We start from the raw sequence: 18,079 nt of genomic DNA, 5'->3' as shown, positions 1-18,079 counted from the left end.
GACCCACCACCGGACAGAACGAAACAAGCGACCCCCGAGCCTCACGGCCCGGGGGTTTTTTTTCGACCAAAGGACAGGATTTTCCAGATGAACGGTGCGCAGTTTTTGGTACAGGCTCTCAAGAAACAGGGTGTGACCCAGGTGTTTGGTTACCCGGGCGGGGCCATCATGCCGGTCTACGATGCCCTGTATGACGGCGGTCTGGCGCACCAGCTCTGCCGCCACGAGCAGGGGGCCGCCATGGCTGCGGTGGGGTATGCCCGCGCCTCCGGTCAAGTGGGGGTCTGCATCGCCACCTCGGGTCCGGGTGCCACTAACCTGGTGACTGGCCTCGCGGAGGCGCTGCTCGACTCGGTGCCGCTGGTGGCCATCAGCGGTCAGGTGCCCTGCGCCGCCGTGGGCACAGATGCGTTTCAGGAGGTGGACGTGCTCGGCATGTCTCTCTCCTGCACCAAACACTCCTTTATGGTGACTGACGTGGCGGATTTGCCTCAGGTCATCGCCGAGGCCTTCGCCATCGCCAGCGAGGGGCGCCCCGGCCCGGTATTGATCGATCTGCCCAAGGACGTGCAACTGGCCGCGGTGCCGGCCCAGAGTCCGCTGTTTGCGGTGGCGGAGCCCGAGCATCTCAATCCAGCCGAGCTGACGGCCGCTCGCACCCTGCTGGCCGCCGCTGAGCGCCCGGTGCTCTACGTTGGTGGCGGGGTGGGTATGGCCAATGCCGAACAGCAACTGCGCAAATTCGCCGCCGCCACCGGCATGCCTGCGGTCACCACCCTCAAGGGGATAGGTGCGCTCGACCCCGACAGCCCCGTTTATCTGGGCATGCTCGGCATGCACGGCACCAAGGCTGCCAACCTGGCGGTGCAGCAGTGCGACCTGCTGGTGGTGGTGGGCGCCCGTTTCGATGATCGGGTGACCGGCAAGCTGGAGGAGTTCGCCCCCGAGGCCAAGGTGATCCACCTGGACGTGGACGCCGCCGAGTTTGGCAAGCGCCGCGCCGCCGAGGTGGGCATCACCACGGATCTCAAGCGGGTGCTGCCGGCCCTCGCCATGGCGCTGGCCATCGAGCCCTGGCGCGAGCACTGCGCCACCATGGCCCGCGAGTACGCCTTCCGCTACGACCATCCGGGTCAGGCCATCTACGCCCCGGCCCTGCTCAAGGAGCTTTCAAGCCGGCTGCCTGACACCAGCGTGGTGGCCTGCGACGTGGGTCAACACCAGATGTGGGTGGCCCAGCACATGCGTTTCACCAGCCCGCGCAATCACCTCTCCAGCGCCGGTCTCGGCACCATGGGCTTCGGGCTGCCGGCCGCCATCGGCGCCAAGATGTCGCGCCCCGAAGATGAAGTGGTGCTGGTGAGCGGTGACGGCTCTTTCATGATGAACGTGCAGGAGCTCGGCACCATCCGCCGGGCCCAGCTCAAGGTGAAGATGGTGCTGCTGGACAACCAGCGCCTCGGCATGGTGCGCCAGTGGCAGGAGCTGTTCTTCGACGGCCGCTACAGCGAGACCATCCTCTCCGACAACCCCGATTTCGTCGCTCTGGCCGCCGCCTTCGGCATTCCGGGCGAGACCATCACATGCAAGGAGGAGATAGCCCCGGCCCTCGACCGCCTGCTGGCGAGTGAGAGCGCCTATCTGCTGCATGTGGCCATTTCAGAGGAAGAAAACGTCTGGCCCCTGGTTCCGCCAGGAGTCGCCAACCACCAGATGATGGAGCAACGCCCATGAGTCAGTTCAATACCTTGCAAATCCATGCCCAGCCCAGACCCGAAGTAATGGAGCGGGTGCTGCGGGTGGTGCGTCACCGCGGTTTCAACCTCTGCGCTCTCAACATGGAGCAGGATTGCCAACAACTGCGGATCACGGTTACTGTCGAGTCGGTGCGTCCCATCCAGCAGTTGTGGAGCCAGCTGGTCAAGCTGGTGGACGTCTCCCGGGTCGATGCACTGGAACAGCAACCCCGGATCAGAGCTTAAGGAGCCAAGCCAATGTCACAGCCTTCCCAATCCGCCACTCATCCCCAATACATCTGGTTCAACGGCAAACTGGTGCCCTGGCAGGATGCCCAGGTGCACGTGATGAGCCACGCCCTGCACTACGGTTCCTCGGTGTTTGAGGGGGTTCGCGCCTACCACACCCCAAAGGGGACCTGCATCTTCCGTCTGCAGGAGCATACCCGCCGCCTGTTCGACTCCGCCAAGATCTACTGGATGGAGGTTCCCTACAACGAGGCCGAGATCAACGATGCCTGCCGCACCGTGGTGCGCGAGAACGGCCTGAAAAGCGGCTACCTGCGCCCGCTGGCTTTCATCGGTAACGTGGGCCTTGGCCTGCATCCTCCCAAGGATGCCAAGGCCGACGTGATCGTTGCGGCCATTCCCTGGGGTGCCTATCTCGGCGAAGAGGGGCTGAAGAACGGGGTGGATGTGTGCGTCACCTCCTGGAACCGGCTCGCCCCCAACACCATCCCCACCGGCGCCAAGGCGGGTGGCAACTATTTGTCCTCCCAGCTGATCAGTCGCGAGGCCAAGCGCAACGGCTTCGCCGAGGGGCTGGCGCTGGACGTGAACGGTTACCTGAGCGAAGGGGCGGGAGAGAACCTGTTCCTGGTGAAGAACGGCGTGCTGTTTACCCCGCCCGCCACCGCCGCCATCCTGCCCGGCATCACCCGTGACACCATCATGACGCTGGCGCGGGATCTGGGTTACGAGGTGCGCGAGCAGGCGCTGCCTCGCGAGGCGCTCTACGTCGCAGACGAGATCTTCATGACCGGCACGGCGGCCGAGGTGACCCCGGTGCGCTCCGTCGATCGCATGAAGGTGGGCGCCGGTTGCCGTGGCCCGGTGACCGAGCAGCTGCAGAACGCCTTCTTCGGCCTGTTCAACGGCCAGACCGAAGACAAGTGGGGCTGGTTGACGCCGGTGGCTGACTGACAAATGAGGGGAGGCGATGTGCCTCCCCGAGTCGCTTCCGGTGAGGCACCCGGCGGTGCCCTCACCAGGATCGATTCCCGATCCGAGAGTCACTTTTTCATTTCCAAAGATAATGAGCCCGCTGGGCATTCAGGGAGTAGAGACAATGCCGAAGTTGAGATCCGCCACCACCACCCACGGACGTAACATGGCCGGGGCCCGCGCCCTCTGGCGTGCCACCGGCATGACCGATCAGGATTTCGGCAAGCCCATCATCGCCGTGGTCAACTCCTTCACCCAGTTCGTGCCGGGCCACGTCCACCTCAAGGATCTGGGTCAGCTGGTGGCGCGCGAGATTGAGGCCGCCGGCGGGGTCGCCAAGGAGTTCAACACCATCGCCGTGGATGACGGCATCGCCATGGGCCACGGAGGCATGCTTTACTCCCTGCCGTCGCGCGAGCTGATTGCCGACTCGGTGGAGTACATGGTCAACGCCCACTGTGCCGATGCCATGGTCTGCATCTCCAACTGCGACAAGATCACCCCGGGGATGCTGATGGCCGCCCTGCGCATCAACATCCCGGTGATCTTCGTCTCCGGCGGCCCGATGGAAGCGGGCAAGACCAAGCTCTCCGATCAGATCATCAAGCTGGATCTGGTGGACGCCATGATCCAGGGCGCCGACCCCAAGGTCTCCGATGCCCAGAGCGAACAGGTTGAGCGCAGTGCCTGCCCCACCTGCGGCTCCTGCTCCGGCATGTTCACCGCCAACTCCATGAACTGTCTGACCGAGGCGCTGGGTCTCTCCCAGCCGGGCAACGGCTCGCTGCTGGCGACCCACAGCGACCGCGAGCAGCTGTTCAAGCTGGCGGGCCAGCGCATCGTCACTCTGGCCAAGCGCTGGTACGAGCAGGACGATGCGTCGGCACTGCCGCGCAATATCGCCACCAAGGCGGCGTTCGAGAACGCCATGGCGCTCGACATCGCCATGGGCGGCTCCACCAATACCGTGTTGCACCTGCTGGCGGCAGCCCAGGAGGCGGGTGTCGACTTCACCATGGCCGACATCGACCGCATGTCCCGCAAGGTGCCCCAGCTGTGCAAGGTGGCTCCCTCCACCCAGAAGTATCATATGGAAGACGTGCACCGCGCCGGCGGCGTCATCGCCATCCTGGGCCAGCTGGAGAAGGCGGGTCTGGTGCACGGCGATGCCCGCAACGTGCTGGGCACCTCGCTGGTGGAGCTGCTGGCCGAGTATGACGTCAGCCGTCAGCCGAGCAGCGAGGTGGTGGACTTCTACCGCGCCGGCCCGGCCGGGATCCGCACCACCAAGGCGTTCAGCCAGGACTGCCGCTGGCCCGAGCTGGATCTGGACCGCGCCGAGGGGTGCATCCGCTCCTTCGAACACGCCTACAGCCAGGAGGGGGGCCTCGCCGTGCTCGCCGGCAACCTCGCCCTCAACGGGGCCATCGTCAAGACCGCCGGGGTGGACGAGGAGAACCTCACCTTCCGCGGCCCGGCCCGGGTATTCGAGAGCCAGGAGAGCGCCGTGACTGGCATCCTGGACGGCACTGTGAAAGCGGGTGAAGTGGTGGTGATCCGCTACGAAGGGCCGAAAGGGGGCCCGGGCATGCAGGAGATGCTCTACCCCACCACCTATCTGAAATCCATGGGCCTCGGCAAGGCGTGCGCGCTGATTACCGACGGGCGCTTCTCCGGCGGCACCTCGGGCCTCTCCATCGGCCACGTCTCCCCGGAGGCGGCCTCCGGCGGCACCATTGGGCTGGTGGAGGATGGGGACATCATCAACATCGACATCCCGGCCCGCAGCATGGTGCTGGAAGTGGCCGACAGCGTGCTGGCCGCCCGCCGCGTTGCGGTGGAGGCCCGTGGCTGGAAGCCGGTCGATCGCCAGCGCCAGGTCTCCTTTGCCCTGCGCGCCTACGCCATGTTCGCCACCAGCGCAGATAAAGGCGCTGTGCGTGATCGTTCGATGCTGGGGGAATAAACCATGGTCTCTGCGGCGGATTATCTACGCAAGGTGCTGCTCTCCCCCGTCTACGAGGCGGCGCGGGTCACCCCCTTGCAAACCCTGAAGAAATTGTCCGACAGGCTCGGCAACCACGTGGCCCTGAAGCGGGAGGATCTGCAACCGGTCCACTCCTTCAAGCTGCGCGGCGCCTACCACAAGATCGCCACCCTGACCCAGGAGCAGAAGGATCGCGGCGTCATCGCCGCCTCCGCCGGCAACCACGCGCAAGGGGTAGCCCTGTCGGCCGCCAAGCTCGGCATCAAGGCGATCATCGTGATGCCCCAGACCACGCCGGACATCAAGATCGACGCGGTGCGCCGCCAGGGCGGCAACGTGCTGCTGTTTGGCAACAGCTTCGACGAGGCCTACGGCGAGAGCCGCCGCCTCGCCGAGCTGGAGGGCTACACCCTGATCCCGCCGTTTGACGACGTCGAGGTGATCGCGGGCCAGGGCACCATCGGCAAGGAGCTGCTGGAGCAGGACACCCACCTCACCCACGTCTTCGTGCCGGTGGGGGGCGGCGGCCTGGCCGCCGGGGTGGCGGTCTACATCAAGCAGCTGCTGCCGGACGTCAAGGTGATCGGGGTGGAGGCGGAGGGATCCGCCTGCCTCAAGGCGGCCATGGAGGCCGGCACGCCGGTCAACCTGGAACGGGTCTCCCTGTTTGCGGACGGGGTGGCGGTCAAGCGCATCGGTGAGGAGACCTTTCGCCTCTGCAACCAGTATCTGGACGAAGTGGTGACCGTCTCCAACGACCAAATCTGCGCCGCGTTGAAAGACATCTTCGACGACTGCCGTGCCATCGCCGAGCCGTCGGGGGCCCTGTCGCTGGCCGGCCTCAAGGCCTACAGCGAACGAGAGCAGGTGAGGGGGGGCCGGATGGCGGCCATTCTGTCCGGCGCCAACGTCAACTTCCACAGCCTGCGCTATGTGTCGGAGCGCTGCGAGATCGGCGAGAAGCGCGAGGGCATGCTGGCGGTGACCATCCCCGAGCGCAAGGGGGCTTTCCTCGACTTCTGCCGTCAGCTTGGGCCGCGCATGGTGACCGAGTTCAACTACCGTTACGCCGATGCCGAGCAGGCGTCGCTGTTCGTCTCGGTGCGCCTCAGCGGCGGTGACGAGGAGCTGGGCCAGATCATCGATCAGCTCGGCGGCAACGGCTATCCGGTGGTCAACATGACCGAGAGCGAGCTGGCCAAGAATCACGTGCGTTACATGATTGGCGGCCGCCCGGCCCGGCCCCTCGGTGAACGTCTCTACAGCTTCAAGTTTCCGGAGCAGCCTGGCGCCCTGATGCGTTTCCTCGAGACCCTCGGCTGTCGCTGGAACATCAGCCTGTTCCACTACCGCAACCACGGCGCTGACTACGGCCGGGTGCTCTGCGCCTTCGAGCTGCCGGATGAGGACGTGGCGGCCTTTCACGACTACCTGCACGAGATTGGCTACGGCTGGAAAGAGGTGAGCGACGACCCCGCCTACCGGCTGTTTCTGGCTAGCTGACGGCAGAGCAAAACAGAGGGAGGCGCCAGCCTCCCTTTTTCATTCAGGATGTTTGCGGGCCAGGCCGCCTGAGCCACTGAAAACCGTAGGCCAGCGCCATCAGCAGCAGGGTGCCGGGCAACACAGTCTGCCACAGGAAGGGCAGGTCCAGTCCCGTCATCAGGATCAGCAGGGGGTTGGCGCCTGCCGGAGGGTGGATGATATCCAGCTGCTGCATCAGGGCGATGGCCAGCCCCACCCCCAATGCCATCTGCAGCTCCACCGGCAACGGCAGCCAGGAGACGGCCAGACCGACACAAGCCGCCAGCAGGTGGCCGCCCAGCACGTTCTTCGGGCGAGCGAGAGGGCTGTGGGGCAGTGAAAACAGCAGCACGCAGCTTGCCCCGAAAGGCGCCATCACCAGCGCCGCATGCCAGCTGAGGTTCATCCAGCCCAACAGGCCGATCGCCAACGCCGCCCCGCTTCCCGCCCATAGTGAGCCATACCATCTTGTCATTGCAGTTCCCTCTTGGTTTGTCAGTCGTGATTAGGCACATTAGGTAGACAGATCGGTGTACTTCAAGAGGCAATCATGAGTGAAAAGCGTCAGCAACTGGTGGAGACGGCCTATCGCCTGTTCAACCGCCATGGCTTTCATGCCACCGGTGTGGATCGCATCTGGGCCGAAGCAGGCAGCACCAAGCGCACCCTCTATCGCCACTTTCCCACCAAGGACGCGCTGATCGAGGAGGTGCTGATCTCCCGTGACCGGGAGTTCTTCGCCCTGCTCGACCAGAGGCTGGCCGGGCTAACGGGGCGCGAGGCTCGCCTGCAGGCGCTGTTCGACGGCTTCGGGGAGTGGTTCGGCCGCAGCGATTTCTATGGCTGCAACTTCATCAACGCCAGCGCCGAGTTTGCCGACCCGCGCCATCCGGTGCGCAAGCTGGTGGTGGCCCACAAGCAGGCGCTGCTGAACTGGGTGATGCACCGGCTCGACTGCAACCTGGCGCAGGCCACCGGGCTTTGCCTGCTGTTGGAGGGGGCCATAGTGATGGCTCACAGCTATCAGCAGCCGCCGGCGCTGGAGCAGGCTCGTGCGCTGGCACAGGCCATTTTGGTTGACGATGCGGCGATAATGCAGCCAAGTTCACACTCCTGACTTGCTGGTCATTTGAGGCTTCTTCGGGATGGGATACCCTGAGTGGCGGCGAGGCCGCCTGACGGCTTCACACAGGGAGAGTGCGCACTCAGGCGCCCATAACGACTTATTGCAGAGGCTAAAAATGAAAAAATCGATGCTTGCCGTTCTGGTCAGTGGTTTGCTGGCAACGGGGGCGGTACAGGCTGCCGCTCAGGACAACACCTGGTATGTCGGTGGCAAGGCCGGTTGGTCCAATTTCTATGGTGTGGATTATGACCAGCAGGTTAAGGACGTGCTGGATTTGGTTGATCCCGGCCAGAAGGATAACGATCTTGGCCTTGGTGCCTTTGCCGGCTATCAGCTGAACCAGAATGTGGCGTTCGAATTTGGTTACGATTGGCTTGGCAAATACAAGCTGGACAAGACGGCTGCTCGGGGGACCGAGTCAGCGGCTTTCAATGGCGAAGCTAAAGCCCAGATGCTGCAAGCGACTATGAAGATTGGCTTCCCGGCTACCTCGGCGCTGGATATCTACGGCCGTCTGGGGGGCGCTTATGCCTGGACCGAAAGCGACGTCTCTGTCTGGTATCGCGATTCGGCCAATCCTGGCAATAATCTGTCTGCCGAGAGCAAGGGCAACAAGTATCACGGTGCCGCCTTTGTCGGGGCGCTGGGTATCGAATACGCCATCGACAAGGATTGGGCCGCCCGCCTCGAGTACCAGTACACCACGCCGCTTGGCAAGACCTCGCTGGATGAGTCCGGCATCGAGCTGGACAACGGCCTGCTCTCCGTCGGCATGCTCTATCGCTTCGGTCAGGTCGGCGATACGGTCGCCGCGCCGGCACCGGCCCCCGTGGTTGCCGAACCCGCTCCCGTGGTGGCGCCCAAGACTTTCAGCCTGAGCTCTGACGTATTGTTCGAGTTCAACAAGGCAACCCTGAAGCCGGAAGCCAACCAGGCGCTGGACAACCTGTTCAGCCAGATAGTGGCGGCCAATCCGAAAGACGGGGAGGCCACCGTGGTGGGCTATACGGATCGCATCGGTTCCGACACCTACAACCTCTCCCTCTCCGAACAGCGTGCAAGAAGCGTGGCCAACTATCTGGTCAGCAAGGGTCTGTATGCCGACAAGGTGCGGGTCGAGGGGCGTGGCAAGGCCAATCCGGTGACCGGTGACAGCTGTGCCAGCCAGTCCCGGCAGCAGCTGATCGCCTGTCTGGCGCCGGATCGCCGGGTAGAAATCCATCTGGAAGGCGTCTCCCAGCCGGCGCAGTAACAGCCGTAGAGACGACAACGGGAGGCCTGGCCTCCCGTTTTTTATGGTGTTTCGTGTGGCAGATCAGAGCCCGAACAGCGGCCGCAGGCGGATGCCGATCAGGCTGCCGGCGAGGGCCATCAGCATCCAGACCCAGCCGTGCAGGCTACCGGAGGCGGTGCCATCGAAGAAGCCGCCCAGGTTGCAGGCGCTGTACATGGCCCCCATGCCCATCAGCAGGCCGCCGAGAATGGCCGCCAGGCTGTTGCCAAGCCGCATCGGGGCGAATTGGCCGCCACCGCTGATGCAGCGCGCCAGCATGGCCCCCAGGATCCCCAGCCAGAACATGCCGACCATGGGGTTGATGAAGAGCGGCTGGGCCAGCTTGGGGTGCCCCTCGAACAGACCGAACAGGGAGGCACCGCGCAGCGCCATGTCATAGACGGCGCCAGTGATGGTCCAGGCCGAGCCGTGCAGGGCGACCACGCTGGAGTTGAGCACGGCGATGATGATGCCGCCGGTCAGCACGGTGAAGCGGCCATCGCGCCAGAACAGGTTGCCGCCGCTGAAGAGGGGCTTGAGCTCACCGGTGCGCTTGAGCTCGCTCTTGCGAAACAGCAGGAACAGCGCGGCGACCAGCGCCAGGTTGAGCAGCATGCCGCTCCAGATATTGCCGGTCAGGTCTTTTGCCAGCACCACATGGCTGGAGAAGGTGGCCTCCAGCTCGGGGCGGAACTGGTTGCTGATCAGGGTGCCGATGCCGTAGCAGAGCAGCACCAGCCAGAAGCGGGGTTGCCCCTCGCCGCAGCAGTAAAGGGTGCCGGTGGCGCAGACGCCCGCCAGCTGCATGCCGATGCCGAACAAGAAGGCACCGACGATAAAGGGAATGCCGATGGCCATCACGTTGCCCACCATGGCATCGCCAAACAGGGCGTGGCTAAAGGAGAGGAAGCAGGTGAACAGCAGAATTTCGATGGCGATGGTGAGCAGGTGAACCCGCACGTAGTAGCTGTTGCGCTTGGTCAGCATCTCGCGCCAACCGAACACGATGCCGAAGCGGCTGAAGGAGAGGGTGAAGCCGAAGCCGAATCCGATCAGGGCCATCAGCGCCCATTTCATACCAAAGGTGTTGCCGAGCCAGAGTAACGCTCCCCCCGCGATTGCCACGATGGGGAGCGACCATTTTCGATTCATGATGTTGTTTCCTGTGTGTCATGGAAGATAGCCGAGCATCCTATTCCTCCACGACAAACGGGACCAGTTCTGATTGGCTCTTCGCGTCGAAAGTGAAATGAAAACCCCATCCAGATCAATTTACTGTGCGGCTTGCTCACAGGGTGAACAGCAGAGTGGGGCTAGTCTGCCGACATGGTGCACAACAGGGGCCAGCACGACAGGGGGCGACGCTTCACTGATCAGGAGAAGGCGCGGGAGAGTTCGCCCAGCATGCCACCCAGGATGGAGAGGCTGACGGCGCCAAACAGCAGGCCGGTCACCAGGTTGAGGGGGCGCTGAACCCGGCCGAGCAGGCGTTGTGCCCGGACGGTGGAGAGGCTCCAGGCCAGGGCTCCGAACCAGAAGAGCGACAGCAGGAACAGCTCCAGCACCAGCAGTCCCCGGGTCAGGCCGTCCACCTGGGGCGTCACCATGGCGGCCAGCAGTCCCATGAAGAACAACAGCGCCTTGGGATTGAGCAAGTTGGTGGCCAGGCCGCTCTGCACCCCCTTGCGCCAACCGGCGCGCTCGCCGCCGGCCTTGAAAGCCTGCTCACCCGCCCCTTGCCAGGCGGCCATCAGCGCCCCCCAGCCGAGCCAGCCGAGATAGAGGGCGCCGACCATTTTCACCACCATGAACAACCAGTGATGTTCGGCGATCAGCAAGCTGATGCCGGTCAGGCTCAGGGTGGCGTGCAGCAAGATGGCGAGCGCTATGCCCAGCGCCGCGCCAAGGGCAGTGGGCCTGTGCAGGCTGGTGCGCAGGATCAGTGCGAAGTCGGGGCCCGGGCTCGCCAGGGCAACGAGATGGATGAGACCTATGGTCAGAAACAGGCTGGTAAACATGGGCATAACCTCAACGACATGATGAGGTCACAGGATGAAGGAGGCGGGGCCGGTTTGATTGTAAAAGATTGCACCGATCGTCGCGGATTCGTCCGTGCCAGTGGCCGTCATCTGTCCGGTACGGCTGAGACAGGGCGCATCTGCTGGCGATATTCGGCGGGAGTGAGGCCGAAGGCCTGCCGGAACCCGTGGTGAAAGTGGCTCTGATCGAAGAAGCCGACCGCGAGCGCTACCTCGCTCACCGGCAGGCCGCTGCCGAGCAGGCGCTTGCTTCGTTCCAGCCGCAGCCGCTTGAGCCAGGCGTAGGGGGTCATGCCAGTCTTCTTCTTGAACTGGCGCAAGAAGGCGAAGCGATCCAGCCCGAACAGGGCGGCCAGATCCTCCAGGCTGTGGCGCTCGTCGAGCCGGGCCAGCAGATGGTCGCGCAGGTATCTGAGCTGGGTATCGGCCAGGGCGTGGCGTTCGGGGGCGAGATGCAGCAGCTCGCCGAGCAGGGCCAGCAGCTGGCTCTCCGCCAGCAGGCCGTCAGGTTCGGGAGCCTCGCCCAGATACATGTGCAGGCGGGCGAAACCCAGATAGAGGTCGGGACGGCTTTGCAGTCCCTTGTCGAAGAAGGGTTCAGGGCTGTCCGGCAGCCAGATGGCCAGTTGTTCGGGAGCGATGGCGAACACCCGCACCTCGTACCCTTCCGGCAGCAGGCTCAGGCCATCGTGCATCTCGTCCGGGTTGACGGTGGAGAGCTCGCCGCGCACCAGGTTGTGGCTGCTGCCCTTGTGGATGAACTTCTGGCCGCCCTGCTGCACCAGACCGATGTGGTAGTCCAGGTGAACGTGGCGGCCATAGCTGAACTCCCTGTGGTGGGAGTGGGAGAGTTCAACCCCCGGCAACAGCCGGGATTGCCAGTAGTGGATGCGGGAGTGGGGTGTGCTCATCGTCTATTGATAACCTGAAAGCCGGCTCAAGGCTTGTAGATTATTGCAGCGCGATGAGCCACACCGTCAATCCTGCTGTGTCACCGGCCGGCGGCTGCCGCTGCGCAGCCCGTCCAGACTGAACAGCACCAGGGCGCTCCAGATGAAGGCGAAGGTGACCATCTTGTCCAGCGCCAGTGCCTCGCCGTACAGGGTGACCGCCAGGATGAACATCAGGCTGGGACCTATGTACTGGAAGAAGCCCAGGGTGGAGAGCTTGAGCCGGGTCGCGGCGGCGGTGAAGCAGAGCAGGGGGGCCGTGGTGACCACGCCGGCGGCGATCAGCAGCAGATTCAGGTGCCAGCTGTTTTCTGTCATGTGGCTGGTGGGGCTGTCGGCAATGCCCCACAGATAGAAGGCGGCCGGCGGCAGCATGATCAGGGTCTCGATCAAGAGGCCGGTGAGGGCGTCGAGGGCCAGTTTCTTGCGAATGAGGCCGTAGATGGCGAAGCTCGCCGCCAGCACCAGGGCGATCCAGGGCAGGGAGCCGAACGCGATGATCTGGATGGCGACGCCGATCGCCGCTAGCCCGACCGCCCACCACTGCAGGCGACGCAGCCTCTCGCTCAGGAACAGCATGCCGAGCAGCACGTTGAACAAGGGGTTGATGTAGTAGCCGAGGCTGGCATCCAGCATGTGGCCGTTGTTGATGGCCCAGATGAACAGCAGCCAGTTGCCGCCAACGGTCACCGAGGTGAAGGCCAGGGTGAGCAACACTTTGGGCTGGCGCAGCACTGCCTGTACCTTGTGCCACTGGCGGCCGAGCAGGGTCAGCACCAGCAGCAGGGCGCAGGACCAGATCATGCGGTGGGTCAGGATCTCGGCGGCCGGTACGGCCGAAATCGTCTTGAAGTAGATGGGGGCCAGGCCCCAAAGGGTGTAGGCGCACAAGGCGTAGATGACGCCCTGGCGCTGAATTTGTTGCTGCATGCGGATAACCTTCACTGGAGAGTCGGATGCGAGAACGCATCGCAAAAAACCAGTGTAGCGATCCTTTAGGAGGGACAGAAGCGAATAAATGGGGAAAGATGGATGGTGACGATATGTTTTACCGTCTAGCGGCCACCGCGCCGGATCTTGTCGACGTCCCGCAGCAGCCACAGCATCAGGGCGATGGCCGAGATCCAGGGGCCCCAGGTCACGTAGGCTTCACCATGCCCCAGTGCGAAAAACAGCAGGGGTAGGCCGATCACCAGAAACAGTACACTTCCCAGAAAAAATAACATTTTTATCTTAATATTTAACGACTTGCCTGTTTGATAATTATATCGATTGAGACGTGCGATGAAAGGGGAAAAATGAAAAAGGGGGTTTTAACCCCCTTTTGCGAAGATGGAAGCTGTTTCTGCGATTATTCCAGCTGGATCCAGGTACTTTTCAGCTCGGTATATTTCTCCAGCGCATGCAATGACTTGTCGCGCCCGTTGCCGGACTGCTTGAAGCCGCCGAACGGCATGGTCATGTCGCCGCCATCCCAGTTGTTGACGAACACAGTGCCTGCGCGCAGGGCGCGGGAGCCCTTGACCGCCTTGTTGAGATCCGCCGTCCAGATCGCCGCGGCCAGGCCGTAGTCGGTGTCGTTGCCAAGGGCGATCGCCTCCTCCAGGGTATCGAAGCCGGTCACCGCCAGCACAGGGCCGAAGATCTCCTCGCGGAAGATGCGCATCTCTGGGGTCACCTCGTCGAAGATGGTGGGCTCGATGTAGAAGCCGCCGCTCTCCTCGTTGGTGCGCTTGCCTCCCAGCAGTAGTTTGGCCCCCTCTTGCTGGCCGATATCGATATAGCGCAGCACCTGCGCCATCTGGATGTCGTCCACCATGGCACCGATGCGGGTGGTGGGGTCGAGGGGGTTGGCGGAGATCCACTCCCGGGCGTGGGCCAGCAGTCGCTCCATGAATTGCGGCTTGATGCTGTTTTGCACCAGCAGGCGGGAGGCGGCGGTGCACACCTCGCCCTGGTTGTAGAAGATGGCGCCGGCGGCGCTTCGGGCGGCGGCGTCCAGATCCGGCGCGTCCGCCAGTATGATGTTGGGGCTCTTGCCGCCGCACTCCATAAAGGCGCGCTTGAGGTTGGACTTGCCGGAACACTCCACCAGATGCTTGCCGATTTTGGTGGAGCCGGTGAAGGTGATGCAGTCCACGTCCATGTGCATGGCCAGCGCCTCGCCTACCGTGTGGCCAAAGCCCGGCAGTACGTTGAAGACCCCGTCCGGAATGCCCGCCTCTTTGGCAATACCCGCGATGCGCAGGGCGGTGAGGGGGGATTTTTCGGAGGGTTTCAGGATCACCGAGTTGCCGGTAGCCAGCGCCGGACCCAGCTTCCAGCAGGCCATCACCAGCGGGAAGTTCCAGGGCACGATGGCGGCCACGACGCCGAGGGCCTCGCGGGTCACCAGTGCCAGCGCGGACTCCTCCACCGGGGCGACCTGATCGTAGATCTTGTCGATGGCCTCGGCGTTCCAGGCGATGCAGTTGGCGGCGGCAGGGGCATCGTAACCCATGGCATCACCGATGGGCTTGCCCATGTCCAGCGACTCCAGCAGGGCCAGTTCCACCAGATTGAGGCGCATCAGCTCGGCGAAACGCTGCAGGATCTGCTTGCGCTGTTTCGGTGACAGGCCGCTCCAGCGCTTGTCATTGAAGGCAGTGCGGGCAGCCTGCACCGCCAGTTCGGCGTCGGCGGCGTCGCAGGCTGCAACCTTGGTCAGCAGCTGGCCGTTGGCCGGATTGATGCAGTCAAAGGTGGCGCCATTGATGGCGTCCCGGTAGCTGCCGTCGATGAAGGCTTGCGAGGGCAGGGTCAGGTGGGCGGCCTTGTGTTGCCACTGGGCCAGGGTCAGGTCACTCATGTTCACTCCTTGAACCGGTCTTAAGTCAGTTCCCGCGTATCAATATGCTAAACAACCCGCCACTTGTAAATCAATCTTGTAACAATTTCTTAAACACTGTTCCCTGCCGAGGAGGCCGTCGTTTAGAAGCTGGCGGGGGTGTTGGCCGAGATCAGCACGCACTCCTGCTCGCCCACGTTGCGAAACCGGTGCGGGGTGCGGCTGTCGAAGTAGTAGCCATCCCCGGCCGCCAGCAAGTAGATCTGCTCGCCCACCGTGACCTCGACTTCACCGCGGATGATGATGCCGCACTCTTCCCCTTCGTGGCTCAGCATGTCGTCACCGGTGTCGGCGCCCGGCGGCAGTATCTCCTGCAGCATGCCGATGGCGCGGTTGGCACGGCTGTGGCCCACCAGGCGGTAGCTGATGGGATGAGTGCCGAGGTCCGGCATGTCGGCGGCGCGGAAGATCACCTCGGAGTCCATCTCCGTCTCATCGGTGAAGAAGGTGGCCAGGGACATGGGAATGCCTTCCAGCACCTTGCGCAGGGAAGCGACCGAGGGGCTCACCTGATTTTTCTCGATCTGGGAGATAAAGCCGTTGGTCACGCCCGAACGTTTGGCCAGCTCCCGCTGGGAGAGGGCGGCCTTGGTGCGAACCGCCTTGAGACGGTGACCGATATCCATCGATAGACACTCCTTGCTGTTTACTATTATTAAATTTGTGTTAAATATCTTATACCACCCTGCTCATGCCATCTAGCCGGGGTGACACCGGACAGGGCAATAATGAGCCCTTTTTTAGGAATTCAGGTGTTTAATTTAATAGGCGATAGCCGATAGTTGCTAAACACCTTAAGGATGAGGTGACCATGAAACCGATCAGCGACATCAATACCCCCTCCGACATGTCCGCCTTCTGGATGCCGTTCACCGCCAACCAGCAGTTCAAGGCGGCGCCGCGCATCCTGAAGTCGGCAGAGGGGATGTATTATCACTCAGAGGATGGCCGCAAGATACTGGATGGCACGGCCGGGCTCTGGTGTTGCAACGCGGGTCATGGTCGCCGCGAGATCGCCGAAGCGGTCTCCCAGCAGATTTCCCACCTCGATTTTGCTCCCACGTTCCAGATGGGCCACCCCCTGCCGTTCGAGCTGGCCAACCGGTTGGTGGAGATAGCTCCCAAGGGATTCGGCCACGTCTTCTATACCAACTCCGGGTCCGAATCCGTCGATACGGCGCTGAAAATCGCACTGGCCTGGCAGCGTGCCCGGGGTCAGGGGACCCGCACCCGGCTCATCGGCCGCGAGCGCGGCTACCATGGTGTCGGCTTTGGCGGCATCTCGGTGGGTGGCATTCCCGGCAACCGCAAATGGTTCGGTTCCCTGCTGACCGGGGTGGATCATCTGCCCCACACCCTCAACATCGCCAAAAACGCCTTCACCAAGAGACTGCCTGACGAGGATGTCACCCTGGCCGACGAGCTGGAGAAGATCGTTTTCTTGCATGACGCCAGCAATATTGCTGCAGTCATCGTCGAGCCCATCGCCGGCAGTACAGGCGTCATCATGCCGCCCAAGGGTTATCTCAAGCGCCTGCGGGAGATCTGCACCAAACACGGCATCCTGCTCATCTTCGACGAGGTGATCACCGGTTTCGGCCGCCTCGGCTCCCCGTTTGCTGCCCAGGAGTTCGACGTCATCCCCGACATGATCACCTGTGCCAAGGGGCTCACCAACGGCGCCATCCCCATGGGGGCCGTGCTGGTACAGAACCACATCTATGACGACATGATGGCGGCGGGCAAGGGGGCCATCGAGCTGTTCCACGGCTATACCTATTCGGGTCATCCGGTGGCGGCGGCCGCGGGCCTGGCGACCCTCGAGATCTACCGCAACGAAAACCTGCTCAGCCGCGCCGCCGATCTGGCGGGCTACTGGGAAGAGGCAGCCCATTCGCTGAAGGGCTGCAAGCACGTGAAGGATGTGCGCAACTATGGTCTGGTGGCGGGTATCGAGCTCGAATCCATGCCCGATGCGCCGGGCAAGCGTGCCTACGAGGTGTTTGTGCGCTGCTTCGAGAAGGGGGCCCTGATCCGGGTCACCGGCGACATCATCGCCCTGTCGCCGCCCCTCATCATAGAGCGCAGCCAGATCGACGATCTCTTTACCCTGCTGCAGGATGTCCTGCAGGCCCAGCCCTGATCCCGCCAATGGCCCCGCTTCGGCGGGGCCTTGAGCAGGTCGGGTGCACCCAGCCATTACCCATCACGGAGGATACATGACATACAGGGTCAGCAATTTTATCAACGGCGTACGTCAGGATAGTCGCAGCGAACGCCAGGGGGCCATCTTCAATCCGGCCTGTGGCAAGCAGCAGGGAAGCGTGGGGCTGTCGAGCGCGGCGGAGTGCCAGGAGGCCATCGCTGTGGCCCAGCAGGCCTTTGCCGAGTGGTCGCAGACCCCGCCGCTGGTGCGGGCGCGGGTGCTGTTTCGCTTCAAGGAGCTGATGGAGCAACACAGGGACGAGCTGGCGGAGCTTATCAGCCGCGAGCACGGCAAGGTCTTCTCCGACGCTCAGGGCGAGCTGACCCGCGGTCTGGAGGTAGTGGAGTTCGCCTGTGGCATTCCCCATCTGCTCAAGGGGGAGCACTCCCTCAACGTGGGGCGCGGAGTGGACAGCTACTCCATGATGCAACCGGTCGGGGTGTGCGCCGGCATCACCCCGTTCAACTTCCCGGCCATGGTGCCGCTGTGGATGTTCCCGGTGGCCATTGCCTGCGGCAACACCTTTATCCTCAAACCGTCCGAGAAGGATCCGTCCCTCTCCCTGCGCATGGCCGAGCTGCTCAAGGAGGCCGGCCTGCCGGATGGCGTGGTCAACGTGGTGAACGGCGACAAGGAGGTGGTGGACGTGCTGCTGACCGACCCGAGAGTCGGCGCCGTGTCGTTTGTCGGCTCCACCCCCATCGCCGAGTACATCTACTCGACCGCTTCGGCCCACGGCAAGCGGGTGCAGGCGTTGGGCGGCGCCAAGAACCACATGGTGGTGATGCCGGATGCAGACCTCGAGCAGGCAGTTTCCGCCCTGATGGGGGCAGCCTACGGGGCGGCCGGGGAGCGCTGTATGGCCATCTCGGTAGCCGTGGTGGTAGGGGATGAAACCGCCGATGCGCTGGTGGCACGCCTCGCGCCGCTGGTGGAGAAACTGCGGGTCGGCCCGGGGCTGGGGCAGGCACAAGAGAACGAAATGGGCCCCCTCATCAGCCGCGAGCATCTGGCCAAGGTGCGCGGTTATGTGGATCAGGGGGTGGCCGAAGGGGCTCAACTGCGGGTCGATGGTCGTGGCTTGCAACATGAAGAGGGCTACTTCATCGGTGGCTGCCTGTTCGATC

Annotated in this window: 17 protein-coding genes; 9 read left to right on the top strand and 8 right to left on the bottom strand. The window is 63.4% G+C overall.

Annotation, left to right across the window (positions count from 1 at the left end):
- Positions 1-87: 87 nt before the first annotated feature.
- The 5 genes from ilvG to ilvA all read left to right on the top strand — a co-directional run bounded on the left by ilvG (position 88) and on the right by ilvA (position 6,450).
- On the top strand, positions 88-1,734 hold the full coding sequence (ilvG, locus tag BN1123_RS11560) for an acetolactate synthase 2 catalytic subunit (protein ID WP_042027140.1): 1,647 nt from the start codon (positions 88-90) through the stop codon (positions 1,732-1,734).
- A complete protein-coding gene (gene ilvM, locus BN1123_RS11555; protein ID WP_005306810.1) occupies positions 1,731-1,982 on the top strand; it encodes an acetolactate synthase 2 small subunit in 252 nt (83 codons plus the stop codon). Before ilvG ends, ilvM begins: the two co-directional genes overlap by 4 nt.
- A 12-nt stretch (positions 1,983-1,994) precedes the next feature.
- Positions 1,995-2,939, top strand: coding sequence for a branched-chain amino acid transaminase (locus BN1123_RS11550; protein ID WP_042027139.1), 945 nt, complete (start codon positions 1,995-1,997; stop codon positions 2,937-2,939).
- A gap of 145 nt (positions 2,940-3,084) precedes the next feature.
- Positions 3,085-4,926: a dihydroxy-acid dehydratase gene (gene ilvD / locus BN1123_RS11545; protein ID WP_042027137.1), complete on the top strand. Its 1,842-nt coding sequence runs from the start codon at positions 3,085-3,087 to the stop codon at positions 4,924-4,926.
- A gap of 3 nt (positions 4,927-4,929) precedes the next feature.
- Entirely contained in the window at positions 4,930-6,450 is a 1,521-nt protein-coding gene (ilvA, locus tag BN1123_RS11540) for a threonine ammonia-lyase, biosynthetic (RefSeq protein WP_042027136.1), read from the top strand.
- 43 nt (positions 6,451-6,493) lie between these two features.
- On the opposite strand, the gene BN1123_RS11535 is transcribed toward ilvA, so the two are convergent.
- On the bottom strand, positions 6,494-6,946 hold the full coding sequence (locus BN1123_RS11535; RefSeq protein ID WP_042027135.1) for an HPP family protein: 453 nt from the start codon (positions 6,944-6,946) through the stop codon (positions 6,494-6,496).
- 75 nt (positions 6,947-7,021) lie between these two features.
- On the opposite strand from BN1123_RS11535, the gene BN1123_RS11530 reads away from it, so the two are divergent.
- Together BN1123_RS11530 and ompA are read left to right on the top strand one after the other, a co-directional pair.
- Complete coding sequence (locus BN1123_RS11530; protein WP_042027134.1) at positions 7,022-7,588, top strand: TetR/AcrR family transcriptional regulator; 567 nt, start codon at positions 7,022-7,024, stop codon at positions 7,586-7,588.
- A 124-nt stretch (positions 7,589-7,712) separates the two neighbouring features.
- Positions 7,713-8,849: a porin OmpA gene (ompA, locus tag BN1123_RS11525; RefSeq protein WP_042027132.1), complete on the top strand. Its 1,137-nt coding sequence runs from the start codon at positions 7,713-7,715 to the stop codon at positions 8,847-8,849.
- A 63-nt stretch (positions 8,850-8,912) separates the two neighbouring features.
- On the opposite strand, the gene BN1123_RS11520 is transcribed toward ompA, so the two are convergent.
- From BN1123_RS11520 to BN1123_RS11495, 7 genes are all read right to left on the bottom strand, one after another.
- The gene (locus BN1123_RS11520; RefSeq protein ID WP_197064505.1) at positions 8,913-10,022 is read right to left on the bottom strand and encodes a YeeE/YedE thiosulfate transporter family protein; all 1,110 of its coding nucleotides are present in this window, start codon (positions 10,020-10,022) and stop codon (positions 8,913-8,915) included.
- Between the two features lie 221 nt (positions 10,023-10,243).
- Complete coding sequence (locus BN1123_RS11515) at positions 10,244-10,888, bottom strand: LysE family translocator (RefSeq protein WP_042027128.1); 645 nt, start codon at positions 10,886-10,888, stop codon at positions 10,244-10,246.
- Positions 10,889-10,995: 107 nt separating this feature from the next.
- On the bottom strand, positions 10,996-11,820 hold the full coding sequence (locus tag BN1123_RS11510) for an AraC family transcriptional regulator (protein WP_042027127.1): 825 nt from the start codon (positions 11,818-11,820) through the stop codon (positions 10,996-10,998).
- A 66-nt stretch (positions 11,821-11,886) separates the two neighbouring features.
- Positions 11,887-12,789: an EamA family transporter RarD gene (rarD, locus tag BN1123_RS11505; protein WP_042027126.1), complete on the bottom strand. Its 903-nt coding sequence runs from the start codon at positions 12,787-12,789 to the stop codon at positions 11,887-11,889.
- A 125-nt stretch (positions 12,790-12,914) separates the two neighbouring features.
- Positions 12,915-13,085 (bottom strand): hypothetical protein, encoded by a 171-nt coding sequence (locus BN1123_RS21395; protein ID WP_167335337.1) that lies wholly within the window; start codon positions 13,083-13,085, stop codon positions 12,915-12,917.
- Positions 13,086-13,210: 125 nt separating this feature from the next.
- The gene (locus BN1123_RS11500) at positions 13,211-14,707 is read right to left on the bottom strand and encodes an aldehyde dehydrogenase (RefSeq protein ID WP_042027124.1); all 1,497 of its coding nucleotides are present in this window, start codon (positions 14,705-14,707) and stop codon (positions 13,211-13,213) included.
- Between the two features lie 122 nt (positions 14,708-14,829).
- Positions 14,830-15,372, bottom strand: coding sequence for a cupin domain-containing protein (locus BN1123_RS11495; RefSeq protein ID WP_042027122.1), 543 nt, complete (start codon positions 15,370-15,372; stop codon positions 14,830-14,832).
- A gap of 185 nt (positions 15,373-15,557) precedes the next feature.
- On the opposite strand from BN1123_RS11495, the gene aptA reads away from it, so the two are divergent.
- On the top strand, positions 15,558-16,889 hold the full coding sequence (gene aptA, locus BN1123_RS11490) for an omega-aminotransferase AptA (protein ID WP_042027120.1): 1,332 nt from the start codon (positions 15,558-15,560) through the stop codon (positions 16,887-16,889).
- Positions 16,890-16,965: 76 nt separating this feature from the next.
- Positions 16,966-18,079, top strand: a 1,114-nt coding sequence (gene mmsA / locus BN1123_RS11485) for a CoA-acylating methylmalonate-semialdehyde dehydrogenase (protein WP_042027119.1), incomplete at its 3' end; no start/stop codon positions are given.

Origin of the sequence: Aeromonas enteropelogenes, from assembly GCF_000819845.1 — a bacterium.
Classification (GTDB): Bacteria; Pseudomonadota; Gammaproteobacteria; order Enterobacterales; family Aeromonadaceae; genus Aeromonas; species Aeromonas enteropelogenes.
The sequence above is the reverse complement of the archived record's forward strand: the minus strand, read 5'-3'. Positions and strand labels throughout refer to the sequence as shown.